We start from the raw sequence: 17635 nt of genomic DNA, 5'->3' as shown, positions 1-17635 counted from the left end.
CAGGAGAACAATGGACTCCCTCAACGACATGGCCCTGGCGCAACTGGACCCCGAGATCCAGGCGGTCCTCGACAGCGAGCTGCGGCGCCAACGCGGCACCCTCGAGATGATCGCGTCCGAGAACTTCGTCCCCCGAGCAGTCCTGCAGGCGCAGGGCTCTGTGCTCACCAACAAGTACGCCGAGGGCTACCCCGGGCGCCGCTACTACGGCGGCTGCGAGTTCGTCGACGTCGCCGAGTCCCTCGCCATTGAGCGGGCGAAACAAGTCTTCGGCTGCGACTACGCCAACGTCCAGCCCCACGCTGGCGCCCAGGCCAACGCCGCTGCCCTCATGGCGATGGCGAACGTCGGCGACCCCGTCCTGGGCCTGAGCCTGGCCCACGGCGGGCACCTCACCCACGGCATGCGCCTGAACTTCTCCGGGAAGCACTACCGGGCCACCGCCTACGAGGTCTCCCGCGAGACGATGCGCATCGAGCCCGACATGGTCCGCGAGGCCGCCCTGCGCGAGCGGCCCGCCGTCATCATCGCGGGATGGTCCGCCTACCCCCGCCACCTGGACTTCCAAGCGTTCAGGGAGATCGCCGACGAGGTCGGCGCCGCCCTGTGGGTGGACATGGCGCACTTCGCCGGCCTGGTCGCAGCGGGCCTGCACCCCAGCCCCGTGCCCCACGCCGACGTGGTCACCACCACCGTCCACAAGACCCTCGGAGGCCCCCGCTCGGGCATGATCCTCTCCTCCCGCGGCCAGAAGTGGGGGAAGAAGCTCAACAGCGCCGTTTTCCCGGGCCAGCAGGGCGGCCCCCTCATGCACGTGATCGCAGCCAAGGCGATCGCCATGAAGGTCGCCCAGACAGACGAGTTCAAGGACCGCCAGCGCCGCACCCTCGAGGGCGCGCGGATCCTCGCCGAGCGCCTCGGGGCCGACGACGCCGTGAACGCGGGCGTCAAACTGGTCACCGGCGGCACCGACGTCCACCTGGTCCTCGTGGACCTGGTGGACTCCCAGATCAACGGCCAGCAGGCCGAGGACCTCCTCCACGAAGTCGGAATCACCGTGAACCGCAACGCCGTCCCCTTCGACCCCCGGCCCCCGGCCGTCACCTCGGGCCTGCGCATCGGGACCCCGGCCCTCGCCTCGCGCGGTTTCGACGCCCAGGACTTCGAAGAGGTCGCCGACATCATCGGGACCGCCCTCGCCCAGGGGGCCTCGGGATCCTCTGTGGACCTGGAGGCCCTGCGCGCCCGCGTCAAGCGCCTCACCGACAAGCACCCCCTGTACGCGGGGCTCGAGCAATGAGGGCGCCGTGGGCGGGCCCGGCCAGGATCCTCGACGGGAAGGCGACGGCCGCCGCCATCAAGCAGGAGCTGCGCGCCCGCGTGGCCGCACTGCGCCAGCGCGGCTGCGCCGTCGGACTCGGGACCGTCCTGGTCGGCGAGGATCCGGGGTCCCTGGCCTACGTGGCGGGAAAGCACCGCGACTGCGCCGAGGTGGGGATCGACTCGATCCGCATCGACCTGCCCGCCGACGCCGGCCAGGGGAGGATCGAGGAGGCCGTCGCCCGGCTGAACGCCGATCCGGCGTGCACCGGCTACATCGTCCAACTGCCGCTGCCCGCCGGCATCGACACGAACGCCGTCCTGGAGATGATCGACCCGGACAAGGACGCCGACGGCCTCCACCCGACGAACCTGGGCAGACTGGTCCTGCGCGGCTCGGGCCCCATCGACTCGCCGCTGCCGTGCACACCGCGCGCGGTCATCGAACTCGTCGAGCGCCACGGCATCGACCTGGACGGGACCGACGTGTGCATCGTGGGCCGCGGAGTCACCGTCGGGCGCACCATCGGACTCCTGCTGGGCCGCAAGGACGTCAATGCGACGGTGGACGTGTGCCACACCGGCACCAGGGACCTGGCCGACCACGTGCGACGGGCCGATGTCGTTGTGGCGGCCGCGGGGTCCGCGGGGATCGTCACCGCGCAGATGGTGCGCCCCGGCGCCGTCGTGCTCGACGTGGGCGTGTCTCGGACCGTCGTGGACGGCAAACCCCGCCTGATGGGCGACGTCGCGGACGGCGTCGACCGAGTGGCCTCGTGGCTGAGCCCGAACCCCGGCGGCGTCGGCCCGATGACGCGCGCCCTCCTGGTCACCAACATCGTCGAGGCCGCCGAGCGGGCGGCCAGCTGACCCCGAAGGGAACCCCGTGACTCTGACAGTGACGACCGTCAACCTCAACGGCATCCGCGCCGCCCACAAGCGGGGCTTCTTGGACTGGCTGGAGGAAGCGGCGCCCACCGCCCTGCTCATGCAGGAGGTGCGCGCGCCGGAGGAGATCGCACGGGGGATCCTGCCCGGGCAGTGGGACTCCGTGTGGGTGCCGTGCCGCATCAAGGGGCGCGCGGGCGTGGGCGTCGCCGTCCACCGCGACCGCGGTGCCCTCGTCGGCAGGCCGCGCACCGTCCTCGACGACGCCGAGTCGGATGCGGACTCAGGCCGCTGGCTGGAGGCCCTCGTCGAAGCGGACGGCGCCCCGTCCCCCGTGCGCCTCGTCTCCGCCTACTTCCACTCCGGGGAGAAGGACACGCCCAAACAGGAGGCGAAGATGGCGCACCTGCCCCGGATCGGGGCGCGCATGGCCGAACTGCTCGCCTCGGCGGCCTCGGGCGGGGAGCAGGCGGTCGTGTGCGGCGACTTCAACGTCGTGCGCTCGCGGGCGGACATCAAGAACTGGGCGTCCAACCACAACAAGCGCGCCGGCGTCCTCGACGAGGAGATCGCCTTCCTCAACGGCTGGGTGGAGGAGGGCTGGCACGACGTCGTCCGCGACCTGGCGGGCGGGGTCCAGGGCCCCTACTCGTGGTGGACGTGGCGGGGCCAGGCCTTCGCCAACGACGCGGGGTGGCGCCTGGACTACCAGTTCGCCACGCCCGGCCTCGCCCGGACGGCGCGGTCCTTCACCGTCGGGCGGGCGCCCTCGTACGACCAGCGCTTCTCCGACCACGCGCCGGTGGGCGTCGTCTACGACCTCTGAGCCGGGCTCCGCCGCCGCAGTGCCCGGCAGCGGGAGCTGGTGCGCCAGGGCTCACATGCCCTCGAAGTCGAAGATCGCGATCGAGGAGTAGGCCCCCGAGGGGTCGAGGCGGTCGAGGCGGAACCCGGGGACCACCCACGACGCCTCGAAGGAACTCCCTATGTCGATCGCGAGATCGAGGACGGGGTCGGCGACCCCCTGGACGAGCGTGACGTGCGGGTGGTAGGGGAAGCGCGGCTCGTAATCGAGGGGGCCCGAGCGGATGTTCTCGGCCAAGTCGGAGCAGGCGCGGGCCCCCTCTGCCAGGTTGAGGAAGGCGACGGCGGAGAGGGGGCGGAAGCAGTCCGCCCCCCTGAGCGCGACACGGAAGGGCCGGGACCGGCGGGCGATGGCGCTCAGGTGCTCGATCACCTCGCCGCGCGACTCGGTGGCGACCGGCATGGGAGGCATCAGCGTGATGTGCGCGGGCACGCGCGAGCCCTGGAGATCCCCCAGGCGCAGGCGCAAATCCGTCAATTCGCTCACCCACGGCTCGGGTATGGCGATGACGACGCCGAGCCAGTCTTGGCCGGGGAGTCTCTCGGGGAGGAACATGGGACCTGCTTGCGTGTTGTACGGGACGGTCCCAATCCTAGGGGGTTCTCCGACAAGGGCACGTGATGCGGACCCCTTGTGTGAAGGTGCTCATAGTCGGGTAGGGTGGGGGGAGTCCCGAAGGAGGTACCGTGGCCCGCATCATCAGAGCCGAAGCAGTCAGCCCGGAGGAGGGCGCGTTCAACGCGCGCGAGCTCTTCATCCAGGCTTTCGGGCACGAGCCCGCAGGAGTGTGGAGCGCACCTGGCCGCGTCAACGTCATCGGCGAGCACGTCGACTACAACGGTGGCCCGTGCCTGCCCATCGCCCTTCCCCACAGGGCGTACCTGGCGCTCGCCCCTCGCCCGGACCGCACTGTCCGCCTCATCTCGCCGCAGACCGTCGACTCCATCGACAGCCTCGACCTGGATTCCATCGGCCCCTGGGGCGGGCCCGGGCAGGTGCCCAGGCACTGGACGGCCTACATCGCGGGAGTGCCCTGGGCCCTCGAGCGCGCTGGCTACGGCCCGCTGTCGGGCTTCGACGCCGCCCTGTGGTCGTGCGTACCCGTGGGGGGCGGCCTGTCGTCCTCGGCGGCCCTCGAGTGCGCCACGGCCGTCGCCGTCGACGAGGTCTGCGGCCTCGGCCTGGCGGGCTCCGAAGAGGGCAGGCGCCTCCTCGTGGACGCCGCGCGCGCCGCGGAGAACGAAATAGCGGGCGCGAACACCGGCGGGCTCGACCAGACCGCGTCGATGCGCTGTCGGACCGGCCATGCGCTCGCCCTGGACTGCCGGGACATGTCCGCGGCGCCCATCCCCTTCGACCTGGCCTCATCGGGGCTGGAACTGCTCGTCATCGACACGCGGGCGAAGCACTCGCTCGCGGACGGGCAGTACGGGCAGCGGCGCGCCGACTGCGAGGAAGCCGCCCGCCTGCTGGGAGTCGGCCAGCTGGTGGAGGTGACCGACCTGGAAGCCGCCATGTCGGCGCTGGAGGGGCACGAGCGCCTCGCCAGGCGCGCCCGCCACGTCGTCTCCGAGATCGCCCGCACCCGCGCCTTCGTCGAGCTCATGGGGGAGGGGCCGCTGGAGGGGGAGCGCCTCGATGTGGCCGCCCTTCTGCTCGACGACTCCCACGACTCCCTGCGCGACGACTACGAGGTCAGTTGCGCGGAGCTCGACGTCGCGGTCGCGGCGGCGCGCGCGGCCGGCGCCCACGGGGCCCGCATGACCGGAGGCGGCTTCGGCGGCAGTGCGATCGCGCTCGTCGACGCCGCCTCGGGCCCGGCTGTGGGCGAGGCGATCGCCGCGGCCTACGAGGCGCGGGGCTGGGAGCCCCCCCACTTCCTCGCCGCCCTGCCCTCCGGACCCGCGGGGCGCACCGCTTGAGCAGGGCCATGCCCGGCGCCGACCGCCCAGCGGGGGGCCGCGGCGCCGTTTGAAGAGGCGCGCGCAGGGCGCATACACTGGGGGCTCGCACTAGCAGCGGTCGCGCACGGCGCAGGAAAGAGGAAGATGATGCGAATCAGCAAACGGGCATGGCAGGTCGCCGGGGCGGCAGCGGGCGGTGCCTCGCTGTTCGGCGGCGGCATCGCGCTCGGGCGCCTGCTCCGCCTCGATTCCCAGCGCGGCGACTACCGGAAGGCGTGGGAGGACCACACGCTGGCCACCATGGACCGTTTGCACGCCAATGAGGGCGAAATGCCCTACGTCATGGTCGCCCTGGGGGACTCCTCGGTGCAGGGACTGGGGGCGTCGCGCGTCACCGAGTCCTATCCCGCGCTGCTCGCCTCCGCGATCCAGCAGACCCTGGGGCGCGAGGTCGCCCTGCTCAACCTCTCGCTGTCCGGCGCCACGGTGGAGTCCGTGGAACTCACCCAGATCCCCCAGATGCGCGGCATGGGACTGATCGACGGGGACATCGAGCCGGACCTGGTGACGCTGAGCATCGGCGGCAACGACGTCATGGCGGAGGACATGGCCCCCGGCCAGTTCGCCGAGCGGTTGGGTCGCGTGATCGCCGCGCTGCCCCCGGACTCCCTGGTCTCCTCCATCCCCTCCTTCGGCATCATGCCCCAGGAGAAGCGCGCCACCGAGATGTCGGAGTACCTGGCGCGCACGGTCGAGGAGTCGACCGCCCGGATGGTGGACGTGCGGGCCCTCACCCGCGAGTACTCCCTGCCGACGTACACCTTCGCCTACCACGCCGCCGACTTCTTCCACCCGAACTCCGCGGCCTACGCCACCTGGGCGCAGCTCTTCGCCGACGAGTGGGCCGCCTCGCGGCGCCAGGCCGCGCCCGTCGTCGCCGACGCTCCGCAGTGGGGCATGCTCTCGGCGCGGGTGGCACAATCGGAGTATGAACACGACTGACTCGCCGTGGCTCGTCGTCGGGCTGGGCAATCCTGGCGCGCAGTACGCCTCAACCCGCCACAACGTCGGCTACCTCACCGTTGACGTCCTCGCGGCGCGGGCGGGCGCGGTGCTCAAGACCCACCGCTCGCGCACCCGCGTCGCCGACGTCCGCCTGGGAGCGGGGCCCGGCGGCGTCCCCGGGCCGCGCGCCGTCCTGGCGCGCTCCGAGACGTACATGAACACGACGGGCAGCCCCATCCGCCGCCTCGCGGACTTCCTCGGCATCGGGGCGCAGAGGATCCTCGTCGTCCACGACGACCTCGACCTGCCCCCCCACGAGCTCAGGCTCAAGGCCGGGGGCGGCGAGGGCGGCCACAATGGCCTCAAGTCCCTCACCCAGGCCCTGGGGACCCGCGACTACCACAGGCTCCGCATCGGCATCGGGCGGCCGCCGGGGCGCATGGACCCCGCCGACTACGTCCTGGCGCCCATCCCCGCCAAGGAGCGCCCCGACTGGGACGTGACCCTCGAGGAGGCCGCCGACGCCGTGGAGGGGGTCGTGGCCGAGGGATTCGCGCCCACCCAGCAGGCGCTCCACACCCGATAAGCCCCAGCGCCACCGAAAGGCGATCCGTGCTCCTCACTGGACTGCTGCCCCTGCTCGCATCCGACCCGGCCGTCGCCGCAGCGGCGGACTCCATCGCGGCCGGGCGCTCAGGCACACTGGTGGCCCCCTCGGGCCTGCGCGCGCCCATCGCCGCGCACATCGCCTCGCGCGCCACCACCCCCGTGGTGGTCCTCACCGCGACGGGGCGCGAGGCGGAGGCGATGACCGCTGCCCTCGCCTCGTGGACGACGGGGGCAGCCGCCTTCCCAGCCTGGGAGACGCTGCCGCACGAGCGCCTGTCGCCCCAGGTGGACACGATGGCCAACCGCATCGCTGTGCTGCGCCGCCTGGCGCACCCCGTCCAGGGCGACGCCTTCGCGGGCCCCCTGTCCGTCCTGGTGGTCCCCGTCCGCTCGTTCCTGCAGCCCATCATCCGCGGCCTGGCGGACCTGGAGCCGGTGCGCATCGCAGTGGGCGATGTCGTGGACCTGCCGGAGGCCACCGCGCGCCTGTCGGACTTGGGATACCAAAGGGTCGACATGGTCGAGGCGCGCGGGCAGATGAGTGTGCGCGGCGGCATCCTGGACGTGTTCCCACCCCAGGAGCCCCATCCGCTGCGCGTGGAGCTGTGGGGCGACGAGGTCGATGAGATCCGGGCCTTCTCCATCCAGGACCAGCGCACCCTGGGCGCCGCCCCCCACGGCCTGTGGGCGGTGCCCTGCCGGGAGCTGCTGCTCAGCGCCCAGGTGCGGGCCCGCGCCCGCGAGGCGGCCGACCGCCTGCCCGGCGCGGCCGAGATGCTGTCCCTGGCCGCCGAGGGCATCCCCGCCCCGGGCATCGAGTCCCTGGCGCCGGTCCTGGCCTCCGGCATGGACCGCCTCGTGGACCTGCTGCCCCCGGGGACGCCGGTGCTGGCGTCGGATCCTGAGCGCATCCGCGCGCGGGCGGCGGATCTGGTCGCCACGACCGACGAGTTCCTGCGGGCGGCGTGGAGCGCGGCGGCTGGAGGGGGCCAGGTGCCCCTGGAGGCATCCGACGCCTCCTTCCTCGACCTCGACGACCTGTGGGGGGCGGGCGGTCCGTGGTGGGAGCTGTCCTCCCTGCCCCCCGCTGAACTCGCGGAGGCTGAGGCCGACGGGGAGGCAGCGGGCGCGGGCTCCGACGAAGGCGGCTCCGCGCTGGTCGCCTCACCCGTGCTCATGCGCGCGGGTGCCAGGGAGGTGCGCCCCTACAGGGGGGACTTCGCAGCCGCAGCCGGGGACCTCAAGTCGCTGGCCGCCCAGGACTGGCGGGTCGTCGTCACCACCGAGGGCCCCGGTCCCGGGCGCCGCATCCGCACGATCCTGGCCGAGGCGGGCTGCCCCGTCGCCCTGTCGGACTCCGTCGATTCCGACCCCGGGCCCGGCCTGGTCACCATCACGACGGCGCAGGGCCCCGCCGGGTTCGTGGCCCCGGACCTGCGCGTCGCTGTCCTCACCGAGGGCGATATGACCGGCCGCGCGGGGGCCACCACCAGGGACATGCGGCGCATGCCGAGCCGACGGCGCAAGGGCGTGGACCCCCTGACCCTGCACCCGGGCGACTACATCGTCCACGAGCAGCACGGCATCGGGCGCTTCGTCGAACTGGTCAGCCGCACCGTCGGGCGCTCCGACGCGGCCGCCACGCGCGACTACCTGGTCATCGAGTACGCGCCCTCCAAGCGCGGCCAGCCGGGCGACCGCCTCTTCGTGCCCACCGACGCCCTCGACCAGATCTCCAAGTACACGGGCAGCGACGAACCCTCCCTCACGAAGATGGGCGGCGCCGACTGGGCGAAAACCAAGGCGCGCGCGAAGAAGGCCGTGAACGAGGTCGCCAAGGAGCTGATCCGCCTGTACGCCGTGCGCCAGCAGACCAAGGGGCACGCCTTCGGCCTCGACACGCCGTGGCAGCGCGAACTCGAGGACGCCTTCCCCTACGTGGAGACCCCCGACCAGCTCGTCACCATTGACGAGGTCAAAGCGGACATGGAGAAGCCCGTCCCCATGGACCGCCTGCTCACCGGCGACGTCGGCTACGGGAAGACCGAGATCGCGGTGCGCGCCGCTTTCAAAGCGATCCAGGACGGGTACCAGGTGGCGGTCCTGGTGCCCACGACCCTGCTGGTCACCCAGCACTTCGAGACCTTCTCGGAGCGCTACGCCGGTTTCCCCGTCGAGATCGGGACGCTGTCGCGCTTCTCGACGCCGAAGCAGACCGAGGAGGTCAAGGAGGGGCTGGCCTCGGGGCGCATCGACCTGGTGATCGGCACGCACGCGCTGCTGACCGGGGCGGTGGCCTTCAAGAAGCTGGGCCTGGTCGTCATCGACGAGGAGCAGCGCTTCGGCGTCGAGCACAAGGAGACCCTCAAGGCGCTGCGCACCGACGTGGACGTTCTGTCGATGTCGGCCACGCCGATCCCGCGCACCCTGGAGATGGCGGTCTCCGGGATCCGCGAGATGTCGATCCTGCAAACCCCTCCCGAGGAGCGCCAGCCCGTACTCACCTTCGTCGGGGCCCACACCGACGCGCAGGTCAGCGCTGCGATCCGCCGCGAGCTGCTGCGCGACGGGCAGGTGTTCTACGTGCACAACCGCGTCGACTCGATCAACTCCGTCGCCGCCCGCGTGCAGTCGCTGGTCCCCGAGGCGCGGGTGCGCGTCGCCCACGGCAAGCTCGGCGAGCACCAGCTGGAGGCCGTGATCCAGGACTTCTGGAACCACGAGTTCGACGTCCTGGTGTGCACGACCATCGTGGAGACGGGATTGGACATCTCGAACGCGAACACCCTCATCGTCGACCGCGCCGACGTGTTCGGGCTCTCCCAGCTCCACCAGTTGCGCGGGCGCGTGGGGCGCGGGCGCGAGCGGGCCTACGCCTACTTCTTCTACCCGGGGGACAGGGCCCTCACCCAGACCGCCCACGAGCGCCTCAAGACCATCGCCGCCAACACGGACCTGGGGGCGGGGCTGGCCGTGGCCCAGCGGGACCTGGAGATCCGGGGCGCGGGGAACCTGCTGGGCGGTGCGCAGTCCGGGCACGTCGAGGGCGTGGGCTTCGACCTCTACGTGCGGATGGTGTCCGACGCCGTTGCCGCCTACCGCGGCGAGGCGCCCGCCCAGAAGGCGGACGTGCGCCTGGACCTGGCCGTCGACGCCCACATCCCCGAGGACTACGTGCGCGGTGAGCGGCTGCGCCTGGAGGTGTACGCCAAGATCGCCGCCGTGTCCTGCCCGGAGCAGGAGGCGGATGTGCGCGAGGAGCTGGCGGACCGCTACGGCCCGCTGCCCGCCCAGGTGGACTTGCTCTTCGCCGTCGCCCGGTTGCGCGAGGTCCTTCGGCGCGCCGGGATCAGCGAGGCCGTCACCCAGGGCAAGTACCTGCGGGTGTCGCCGGTCCAGTTGCGCGACTCCCAGGCGATGCGGCTCAAGCGCCTCCACCCGGGCGCGGTCATCAAGGCCGCCGTGCGCCAGGTCCTGGTGCCCCTCCCCTTGACGCAGAGGATCGGCGGCGCGCCCTTGACGGACGGGCCGCTGCTCGAATGGGTGGAGGCCCTGGTGACCAGGCTCCTCACCCCTTTTCGTGAGTGAGGGTGGCGTGCAATACACTGGTGGGGTTGAATACGCCTTCAAGGAGGATACTCGTGGCCTTGCGCACAAAGATCGCGTCGGTGGTGGCGGTGGCGGCAGCCGCCGTGGGAATGGGGGCGTGCTCCGCGCACCCCGGGCAGGCGATCGTCACTACGCAGGGGTCGTACTCGATCTCCGACATCGAGACCGCGACCGCCCAGATCGGTGAGATCATCGGTCAGAAAGCCGAGCTGAACCGGATCCGCGCGGTCTTCTACTCCGCTCCCCAGCTCGACGCGCTGGCCGTCCGACTGGGAGTGGGCGTCAGCGACGCGCAGATCGACCAGAGGGTCGCCGCTTTCAGCGCCGCAGCCGGACAGGACAAGTACGACAAGCCCCTGGCCGACCCCACCAAGACGGTCGTGCGGGCGACGATCATCTCCGAGATGCTCAACCAGGCGGTCGCCCAGAACCCCTCCCTGCGCGAGCAGGTCCTCTCCTTCCTCCAGGAGCAGAACGCCCAGCTCGACCCGCAGGTCAACCCGCGCTTCCCGACACTGGATAGCCAGATGAACGCCTTCGACTACCCGCGCTTGGGCGATGTCGTCTCCGGTCCGGGCGGCGACTCCGGCGCCCGCCAGCGCACAGGAGGGCAGTCGGCCCCCACCGGCTGACGGACCGCGGAGCGCCCCTCGCGGCGCGCCTTCCCAGTGGCGCGGCACACCCCGGCGCTGGGACCAATGTCACGTGGCGCGCTCGCCCGCGGAGTGGCTCCGCAATGAAAGAACGTCTGCCCCCCAAGAGGGGGGTGACCGAGAACGCGGTTGGTACTACCGTTAGGACTGACCGCAGTCCACGCAAATGATCGATTGGAGAATGACGTGGCTCTTATTGAAGGCATTGGCGCACGCGAGATCCTGGACTCGCGCGGCAACCCCACCGTCGAGGTCGAGGTCCTCCTGGAGGACGGCGTCCTGGCCCGCGCTTCCGTCCCCTCCGGCGCGTCCACGGGCGCGTTCGAGGCCGTCGAGCGTCGCGATGGCGACAAGGGCCGTTACCTGGGCAAGGGGGTCCAGGACGCGGTCGACGCCGTCGAGGACGAGATCGCCCCCGAGCTCATCGGCCTCGAGGCCACCGACCAGCGCGAGATCGACTCCACGATGATCGAACTGGACGGCACCGACAACAAGGGAAAGCTGGGGGCCAACGCCATCCTGGGCGTCTCCCTGGCTGTCGCGAAGGCGTCCGCGAAGTCCGCCGACCTGCCCCTCTTCCAGTACCTGGGCGGCCCCAACGCCCACGTCCTGCCCGTTCCCATGATGAACATCCTCAACGGCGGCTCCCACGCGGACTCGAACGTCGACATCCAGGAGTTCATGATCGCCCCCCTGGGCGCCCCCACTTTCCGTGAGGCGCTGCGCTGGGGCGCCGAGGTCTACCACACCCTCAAGTCCGTCGTGAAGGAGCGGGGCCTGTCCACCGGCCTCGGTGACGAGGGCGGCTTCGCCCCCAACCTGGACTCCAACGCCGAGGCGCTCGACCTGATCGTCGAGGCCATTGAGAAGGCGGGCTTCAAGCCCGGCCAGGACGTCGCGCTGGCCCTGGACGTCGCCTCCTCCGAGTTCTTCAAGGACGGCCTGTACACCTTCGAGGGCGAGGGCCGTTCCACCGACTACATGGTCGAGTACTACGAGAAGCTCATCTCCGCCTACCCGCTGGTCTCCATCGAGGATCCGCTGTCCGAGGACGAGTGGGACGCCTGGAAGGCCCTCACCACCGAGATCGGTGGCCGCGTGCAGCTGGTCGGCGACGACCTCTTCGTCACCAACCCCGCCCGCCTGGCCAAGGGCATCGAGCTTGGCGCCGCGAACGCGCTGCTGGTGAAGGTCAACCAGATCGGTTCGCTGACCGAGACCCTCGACGCGGTCGAGGAGGCCCACCGCAACGGCTACCGCACCATGACCTCGCACCGCTCCGGTGAGACCGAGGACACGACGATCGCCGATCTGGCTGTCGCCACCAACTCCGGCCAGATCAAGACGGGCGCCCCCGCCCGCTCCGAGCGCGTCGCGAAGTACAACCAGCTGCTGCGCATCGAGGAGCTGCTGGGCGATTCGGCCGTCTACGCCGGTCGCGGCGCCTTCCCGCGCTTCGCCCACTGAGGCGCCGGGCCGGCCCCCTTGTGGGAGGGCCCGAGCGCGCCGGTCCCCGGGAACCCACGCGGTTCCCGGGGACCGGCGCGTCGCTGCCCGTCTGCGCCGATGCGGCGCGCGCGGCGAGTGCGGCGAGTGCGGCGAGTGCGGCGAGTGCGGCGAGTGCGGCGAGTGCGCGCGCCCGTTCGGCGGGCATAGGGCAGGATTGGACTATGCCACGTCCTTCGCGCCCCTCGGGTTCCCGTTCCGCCCCACGCCCCTCCGCCCCGCGCGAGGGGGAGGGGCGCACGCCCCGCGAGATCTACGCCGAGCGGTCCCGCAAGAGGAGAGAGGCCGCTGCCGCGGCCTCCGCCTCGTCGACCGCCTCCAAGGGGCGCGGCCGCTCCAAGCGCCGGCGACCGGCCGCGCCCCGTTCGGCGGGGAGGCGCTCCGGGGCCTCAGCCGAGCGCCCCGCGGCCCCGTCCGCCGCGACCGGGGGCAAGACGAAGCCGCGGGGGCGCGCCTCCGGGGGGAAGCGGTCGGCGTCCGACAGGGCGCCCGGGCGCGTGTCCTTCGGCGGGCTCGACGTGTCGGTGCGCCTCCTGGCTCTGTCCATGGTCGCGGTCTTCATCCTCATGATGCTGGTGCCCAGCGTTTACGCGTGGTGGCAGCAGGAGAGGGAGCTGGCCGACATCCGCGCTCAGGTGGCTGCCGCCGAGCAGCGCAACGCCGACATGCGCAAGCAACTCGACCTGTGGTCCGACCCGAACTACATCTCCACCCAGGCCAGGGAGCGGCTGGGATTCGTGCGCCCCGGTGAGACCCAGTACACGGTGGTCGATCCCGGTCCCGAGTACCAGGACTCCGCGCAGGTGAACGCGGCCCCCGCCCAGGGGCCGGCCCGCCCGTGGGTCCAGCAGGTGGCCATCCTGCTGGGCAGAGCCGACCAGCCGCCGCAGACGGCGGCCGCCCAGCCCCAGGCGCCCGCACAGGACGGCGACCAGGCGGAAAGCGGACGATGACACAGACGATCCCCGGCACGAGTCCCGCCACAGAGGCCGACCTGGAGGCGCTGCGCGACCAGTTGGGGCGCCTGCCCCGGGGCGTCGTGGGCATCGCCGCGCGCTGCGCCTGCGGACGGCCCACGGTCGTGGTGACCGCGCCGCGCCTGGAGGACTCCAGTCCGTTCCCCACGACCTTCTACCTCACGCACCCGCGTGCCGTGAAGGCGTGCTCCACGCTGGAGGCGGAGCGCCTCATGGACGAGTACAACCGGGCCCTTTGTGAGGACCAGGCCCTCGCCGAGGCCTACGCCCGCGCCCACGAGGACTACTTGGCGCGCCGTGGGCTCCTGGGCGAGGTCCCCGAGATCGCGGGCGTCTCCGCCGGGGGGATGCCGACCCGCGTCAAGTGCCTGCACGCCCTCGTCGGCCACGCCCTGGCGGCCGGTGGCGGCGTCAACCCGATCGGTGACATGGCGCTGGCGGAGATGGCACGGCGGGGCCTGTGGTCGCCCGCACGCTGCTCCTGCTGACCGCGGGGGCTTGACCCGGGCCGTGCCTATGACAGAATTGTCCGACGTGACTCGTGTAGCTGCCATTGACTGCGGAACCAACTCAATACGATTGCTCGTGGCCGACGTCGTCAGGGACCAGGGGGGAGCCCGCCTGACGGACCTCACCCGCCAGATGCGGATCGTGCGCCTCGGACGAGGAGTGGACCGCACGGGCGTGCTCGACGCCGCGGCGATCGAGCGCGCCGTCGAGGCCACCGTCGAGTACCAGCGGATGATCGAGGCGCTGGGTGCCTCCCGTGTGCGCTTCGTCGCCACGTCGGCCACACGGGACGCCGCTAACAGTGACGAGTTCACGCGCGAGATCCGGCGTGTCATCGGTGTGGACCCAGAGGTGGTCCCCGGGACCGAGGAGGCGTCGCTGTCCTTCTCGGGCGCGGTGTGCGGACTCGGAGGGAGTGTCGATGCGCCCATGCTGGTCGTCGACATCGGAGGAGGCTCCACCGAGTTGGTCCTGGGGGACGCGCGCGTCGAGCAGGCGGTCTCGGTCAATATGGGCGCCGTCCGGGTGACGGAGAAATTCTTGTCGGGTGTCGATCCGGCCGGCGGTGTTCCGGCGCAGGACGAGGCGCGCGTCGTGGCGTGGGTCGATGAGCAGTTGGACGTGGCGGAGAAGTCGGTGGATCTGGGCCGCGTGCGCACCCTGGTGGGCGTCGCGGGAACTGTGACGACCCTGACCGCCCAGGCGCTCGGCCTGACCTCGTACCAGCCGGAGCGGATCCACGGGGCCGCCCTGTCGGAGGAGGAGATCGACGCCGCGGTGCGATTCATGGTCGACCAGCCCGTGGCGCTCAAGGCCGCGCTGGGATTCATGCCCGAAGGGCGCGAGGACGTGATCGCGGGGGGAGCTCTGATCTGGAGTCGCATCGTGCGCCGGGTCCTGGCGCGCGCCGAGCAGGCGGGCAGCCCCATCGCACGGGTGCGCACCTCCGAGCACGACATCCTCGATGGGATCGCTCTGGCGATGGCGTGAGGGGGCGCCGGGGCCGTAGAGTGTGACTGCGGCCGCCGCCCGGCTCCGCCCCCGTGGCCCAATCGGCAGAGGCAACCGACTTAAAATCGGCGTGTTGTGGGTTCGAGTCCCACCGGGGGCACCAGCACCCGCGCGGGTGCGCCGCGAGGGCCGTGAGCAGGTGCGATGTGCCCGAGGGCGGTGCTCGCCCCCGGTGCGGCCGGTGCCCGGGTTCCGCCGATGGGGGCTGGCACAGGTGTACCAAAGTCCGGCCCGTGTGAGACACTGGACGTGTATCCATTGCCGAAGGAGATGAAACAGTGGCAAATCCAGTCCTCGACAATCTCGGTAAGAAGTGGGCACCCGGACAGACCCCTGCGGGCTACCCCGCCATGCCGGGCTACCAGGTCTCCGGGCAGAGCGCCCAGAACCCCTACGGCGGCCAGACGAACCCCTATGGGCAGCCCCAGGGCGCCTACGGCCAGCCGACGAACCCCTACGGCCAGCCGCAAGGCGCCTACGGGATGCCCCAGGGCGCGCCCTATGGGATCGATGCCGCTCAGATGGGCGCTTACGAGGCGGCGATGAACGCCCCGTCGGCCGACGGGGTGGACCGCGGGCGCATGACCTACGACGACGTCATCATCAAGACCGGCATCACCTTCGGCGTGATCGTCGTGGGCGCGGTCCTGGGCTGGATGACCTTCACGATCTCGATCGCCGCGGCAGTCGTGCTGTCGGGCGTCGCCACGATCGTGGCTTTCGTCCTGGCGATGGCGAACACGTTCATGAAGATCACGAACCCCGCGCTGGTCCTGGCCTACGCGGCGTTCGAGGGGCTCGCCCTCGGCGCGATCTCCGCAGCCTTCGAGACCCAGTACCCGGGCATCGTCCTCCAAGCGGTCGTCGCCACCCTGGTCGTCTTCGGCGTGACGCTGGCGCTCTTCGCCTCGGGCCGCATCCGCAACTCGCCCAAGCTGGCGCGCTTCACGCTGATCGCACTGGTGTCCTTCGTCGTGTTCCGCCTGCTGACCGTGCTCCTCGAGTTCGCGGGCGTGGTCGATACGACTGCCATCGGCCGGATGACGGTGATGGGAATCCCCCTCGGCGTCGTCATCGGCGTCGTCGCGGTGCTGATCGGGACGTTCTGCCTCGTCCAGGACTTCGACCGCGTCAAGGTCGGCGTGGAGTACGGCGCTCCCGCGCGCGCCGCTTGGACGTGCGCCTTCGGCCTCGCCGTGACCCTCGTGTGGATGTACTTCGAGATCCTGCGCCTGCTGTCCTACCTGCGCAACGACTGACACGACTGGGGGAACCGTGGAGAACATCACCGTCACAGGGGAATTCGGCCGCAAGCCGTCCCTCGCTTTCGAGGGGGCGCCCGCGCCGGACCTGCTCGTCGAGGTCCTCCACCAGGGGGACGGCCAGGTCGTCGAGGCGGGGGACACGATCCACTGCCACTACTACGGCATCGTGTTCGCCGGCGAGTCCGACTTCGACAACTCCTTCGACCGGGGCGGAGCACTGTCCTTCCAGATCGGCGTGGGCATGGTGATCCCCGGCTGGGACCAGGGGCTCGTCGGCAAGCGGGTGGGCGACCGCGTCCTGCTGTCGGTCCCCGCGGAGCTGGGCTATGGCACCCGCGGCGTCCCCCAGGCAGGCATTCCCGGCGGGGCGACCCTGGTGTTCGTCACCGACATCCTCGGAGTCGCCTGAGCGCTGTGAACAGTGCGCCCCGGCGCCGCCGCGCGGAAACCCGCGCGGCGGCGCCGTTGTGTCCGCCCCTAATCCGCCAGCAGGGTGGTGATCCACACGGCGAGGGCCACCACCGGGACCACGCTCATCATCTGGAGCAGGAACTCCCAGTTGGGCAGTGTGAAGATATACGCGGCGCTCGCCGCGGCCGCCATCCAGATCCCGCCGATCTGGAGGGCTGTGGGGACTTCGGAAACCAGGCACAGGCCCGTGGCGAGGGCTATCATCCCGCCGAGCTCGAGGGTCTTGAACCCCTCGAAGTCCTGGGCGGCCTGGGTGGTGCCCCAGGCCATGGTGAGGACGCCGATCGCCGCGATGGCAATGCCGAGGATGGAGCGCCCGGAGAGTGCGAGGCTCATTGTTCGTTCCTTTCGTCGCAATGAATGAGTATATACTGAGATTCATTCATTTGGGTGTGCTGTGAATGTGTGGTGAGGGGCCGGGGCGTTCCTGGGTCTGGCGCTCCGCTAGGCGAAAACGCCTTTGACGAAGTGTGTGATCAGTGTTTCGAGCGCCTCGTCGAATCCGGGGAAGTCGCTTTCGGTGATGTGCGTGTCCATGAAGTAGACGAGCCGGTAGACGTTGAGGAGGCGTGCGACCGCAGCCTCGTCGAAACCGGCGTCGGCCAGTTTGGCCGCGATGGTGGTGATGAGGAATTGGTGGAAGGGGTAGTCCTCCTCGCGCGCCTCCGATTGGAAGTGGGCGTGCAGTGTCCCGGAGAGCGCCGGGTTGCCCCACTCGGCGAGGATCCGATTGTCCCGTACTCCTGTGCGCACTTGGTCGAACAGGTCCCCGGTGATCGTGATGGGGTCGGCCTCCCAGTCGATCGTCTCGATCATCTGCTGGCGGGCGCGGTTGTTCTCCTCGATGTAGACCTCGAGGAAGATGGCCTCCTTCGAGGGGAAGTAGTTGTAGAAGCTCCCGACCGCCACGTGGGCCCTGGCGGCGATCTGCGCAATGCTCGTCGCCTTGTAGCCCTTCTGGGAGAACATCTGGTGCGCGGCGCGTTTGAGCGCCTCGCGCTTGTCGACCACGGTGCCCTCCTTGGGTGAATGAATGAATGGA

The 17635-nt window shown here is 71.0% G+C and carries 17 protein-coding genes and 1 tRNA gene; 15 read left to right on the top strand and 3 right to left on the bottom strand.

All coding sequences use genetic code 11. From position 1 onward, the window contains the following. Nucleotides 1–10: 10 nt before the first annotated feature. The 3 genes from glyA to G447_RS0103355 are packed head-to-tail and all read left to right on the top strand — an operon-like array spanning nucleotide 11 to nucleotide 3034. Nucleotides 11–1300 carry a serine hydroxymethyltransferase gene (gene glyA, locus G447_RS0103365; protein WP_026430045.1) on the top strand — a complete coding sequence of 430 codons (1290 nt, stop codon included), beginning with the start codon at nucleotides 11–13 and terminating at the stop codon, nucleotides 1298–1300. After that, nucleotides 1297–2190: a bifunctional methylenetetrahydrofolate dehydrogenase/methenyltetrahydrofolate cyclohydrolase gene (locus G447_RS0103360; protein WP_026430044.1), complete on the top strand. Its 894-nt coding sequence runs from the start codon at nucleotides 1297–1299 to the stop codon at nucleotides 2188–2190. Before glyA ends, G447_RS0103360 begins: the two co-directional genes overlap by 4 nt. A gap of 16 nt (nucleotides 2191–2206) precedes the next feature. Next, nucleotides 2207–3034 (top strand): exodeoxyribonuclease III, encoded by an 828-nt coding sequence (locus tag G447_RS0103355; RefSeq protein WP_026430043.1) that lies wholly within the window; start codon nucleotides 2207–2209, stop codon nucleotides 3032–3034. A gap of 51 nt (nucleotides 3035–3085) precedes the next feature. On the opposite strand, the gene G447_RS0103350 is transcribed toward G447_RS0103355, so the two are convergent. Further along, nucleotides 3086–3628 (bottom strand): 2'-5' RNA ligase family protein, encoded by a 543-nt coding sequence (locus G447_RS0103350; RefSeq protein WP_005868309.1) that lies wholly within the window; start codon nucleotides 3626–3628, stop codon nucleotides 3086–3088. 131 nt (nucleotides 3629–3759) lie between these two features. On the opposite strand from G447_RS0103350, the gene galK reads away from it, so the two are divergent. From galK to G447_RS0103290, 12 genes are all read left to right on the top strand, one after another. Next, entirely contained in the window at nucleotides 3760–4995 is a 1236-nt protein-coding gene (galK, locus tag G447_RS0103345) for a galactokinase (RefSeq protein WP_026430042.1), read from the top strand. A 129-nt stretch (nucleotides 4996–5124) separates the two neighbouring features. Beyond that, nucleotides 5125–5979: an SGNH/GDSL hydrolase family protein gene (locus G447_RS0103340; RefSeq protein WP_005867864.1), complete on the top strand. Its 855-nt coding sequence runs from the start codon at nucleotides 5125–5127 to the stop codon at nucleotides 5977–5979. After that, nucleotides 5966–6568: an aminoacyl-tRNA hydrolase gene (gene pth, locus G447_RS0103335; protein WP_026430041.1), complete on the top strand. Its 603-nt coding sequence runs from the start codon at nucleotides 5966–5968 to the stop codon at nucleotides 6566–6568. The genes G447_RS0103340 and pth overlap by 14 nt, the downstream gene beginning before the upstream one ends. A gap of 26 nt (nucleotides 6569–6594) precedes the next feature. Next, the gene (gene mfd / locus G447_RS0103330; protein ID WP_026430040.1) at nucleotides 6595–10179 is read left to right on the top strand and encodes a transcription-repair coupling factor; all 3585 of its coding nucleotides are present in this window, start codon (nucleotides 6595–6597) and stop codon (nucleotides 10177–10179) included. Nucleotides 10180–10232: 53 nt separating this feature from the next. Continuing rightward, a complete protein-coding gene (locus G447_RS0103325) occupies nucleotides 10233–10832 on the top strand; it encodes a hypothetical protein (protein ID WP_026430039.1) in 600 nt (199 codons plus the stop codon). Nucleotides 10833–11039: 207 nt separating this feature from the next. Then, nucleotides 11040–12320: a phosphopyruvate hydratase gene (eno, locus tag G447_RS0103320; RefSeq protein WP_026430038.1), complete on the top strand. Its 1281-nt coding sequence runs from the start codon at nucleotides 11040–11042 to the stop codon at nucleotides 12318–12320. A 203-nt stretch (nucleotides 12321–12523) separates the two neighbouring features. Beyond that, complete coding sequence (locus G447_RS11940) at nucleotides 12524–13312, top strand: FtsB family cell division protein (RefSeq protein WP_081697842.1); 789 nt, start codon at nucleotides 12524–12526, stop codon at nucleotides 13310–13312. Then, entirely contained in the window at nucleotides 13309–13824 is a 516-nt protein-coding gene (locus tag G447_RS0103310; RefSeq protein ID WP_026430037.1) for a DUF501 domain-containing protein, read from the top strand. The genes G447_RS11940 and G447_RS0103310 overlap by 4 nt, the downstream gene beginning before the upstream one ends. A gap of 46 nt (nucleotides 13825–13870) precedes the next feature. Next, nucleotides 13871–14836: a Ppx/GppA phosphatase family protein gene (locus tag G447_RS0103305; protein ID WP_026430036.1), complete on the top strand. Its 966-nt coding sequence runs from the start codon at nucleotides 13871–13873 to the stop codon at nucleotides 14834–14836. A 47-nt stretch (nucleotides 14837–14883) separates the two neighbouring features. After that, nucleotides 14884–14960, top strand: a tRNA-Leu gene (locus G447_RS0103300). Between the two features lie 175 nt (nucleotides 14961–15135). Next, nucleotides 15136–16116: a Bax inhibitor-1/YccA family membrane protein gene (locus G447_RS0103295; RefSeq protein WP_026430035.1), complete on the top strand. Its 981-nt coding sequence runs from the start codon at nucleotides 15136–15138 to the stop codon at nucleotides 16114–16116. Between the two features lie 16 nt (nucleotides 16117–16132). Continuing rightward, on the top strand, nucleotides 16133–16531 hold the full coding sequence (locus G447_RS0103290; protein WP_026430034.1) for an FKBP-type peptidyl-prolyl cis-trans isomerase: 399 nt from the start codon (nucleotides 16133–16135) through the stop codon (nucleotides 16529–16531). Between the two features lie 68 nt (nucleotides 16532–16599). Here the strand turns inward: G447_RS0103290 and G447_RS0103285 are convergent, their stop codons facing one another. Both G447_RS0103285 and G447_RS0103280 read right to left on the bottom strand, forming a co-directional pair. Next, nucleotides 16600–16929, bottom strand: a complete 330-nt coding sequence (locus tag G447_RS0103285; RefSeq protein WP_026430033.1) for a hypothetical protein — start codon at nucleotides 16927–16929, stop codon at nucleotides 16600–16602. Between the two features lie 108 nt (nucleotides 16930–17037). Beyond that, nucleotides 17038–17604 (bottom strand): TetR/AcrR family transcriptional regulator, encoded by a 567-nt coding sequence (locus tag G447_RS0103280; RefSeq protein WP_026430032.1) that lies wholly within the window; start codon nucleotides 17602–17604, stop codon nucleotides 17038–17040. Nucleotides 17605–17635 lie beyond the last annotated feature (31 nt).

The sequence above is a fragment of the Schaalia georgiae DSM 6843 genome, from assembly GCF_000429245.1.
Taxonomy (GTDB): Bacteria; Actinomycetota; Actinomycetes; order Actinomycetales; family Actinomycetaceae; genus Pauljensenia; species Pauljensenia georgiae.
This window is presented reverse-complemented; position numbering and strand designations above follow the sequence as displayed.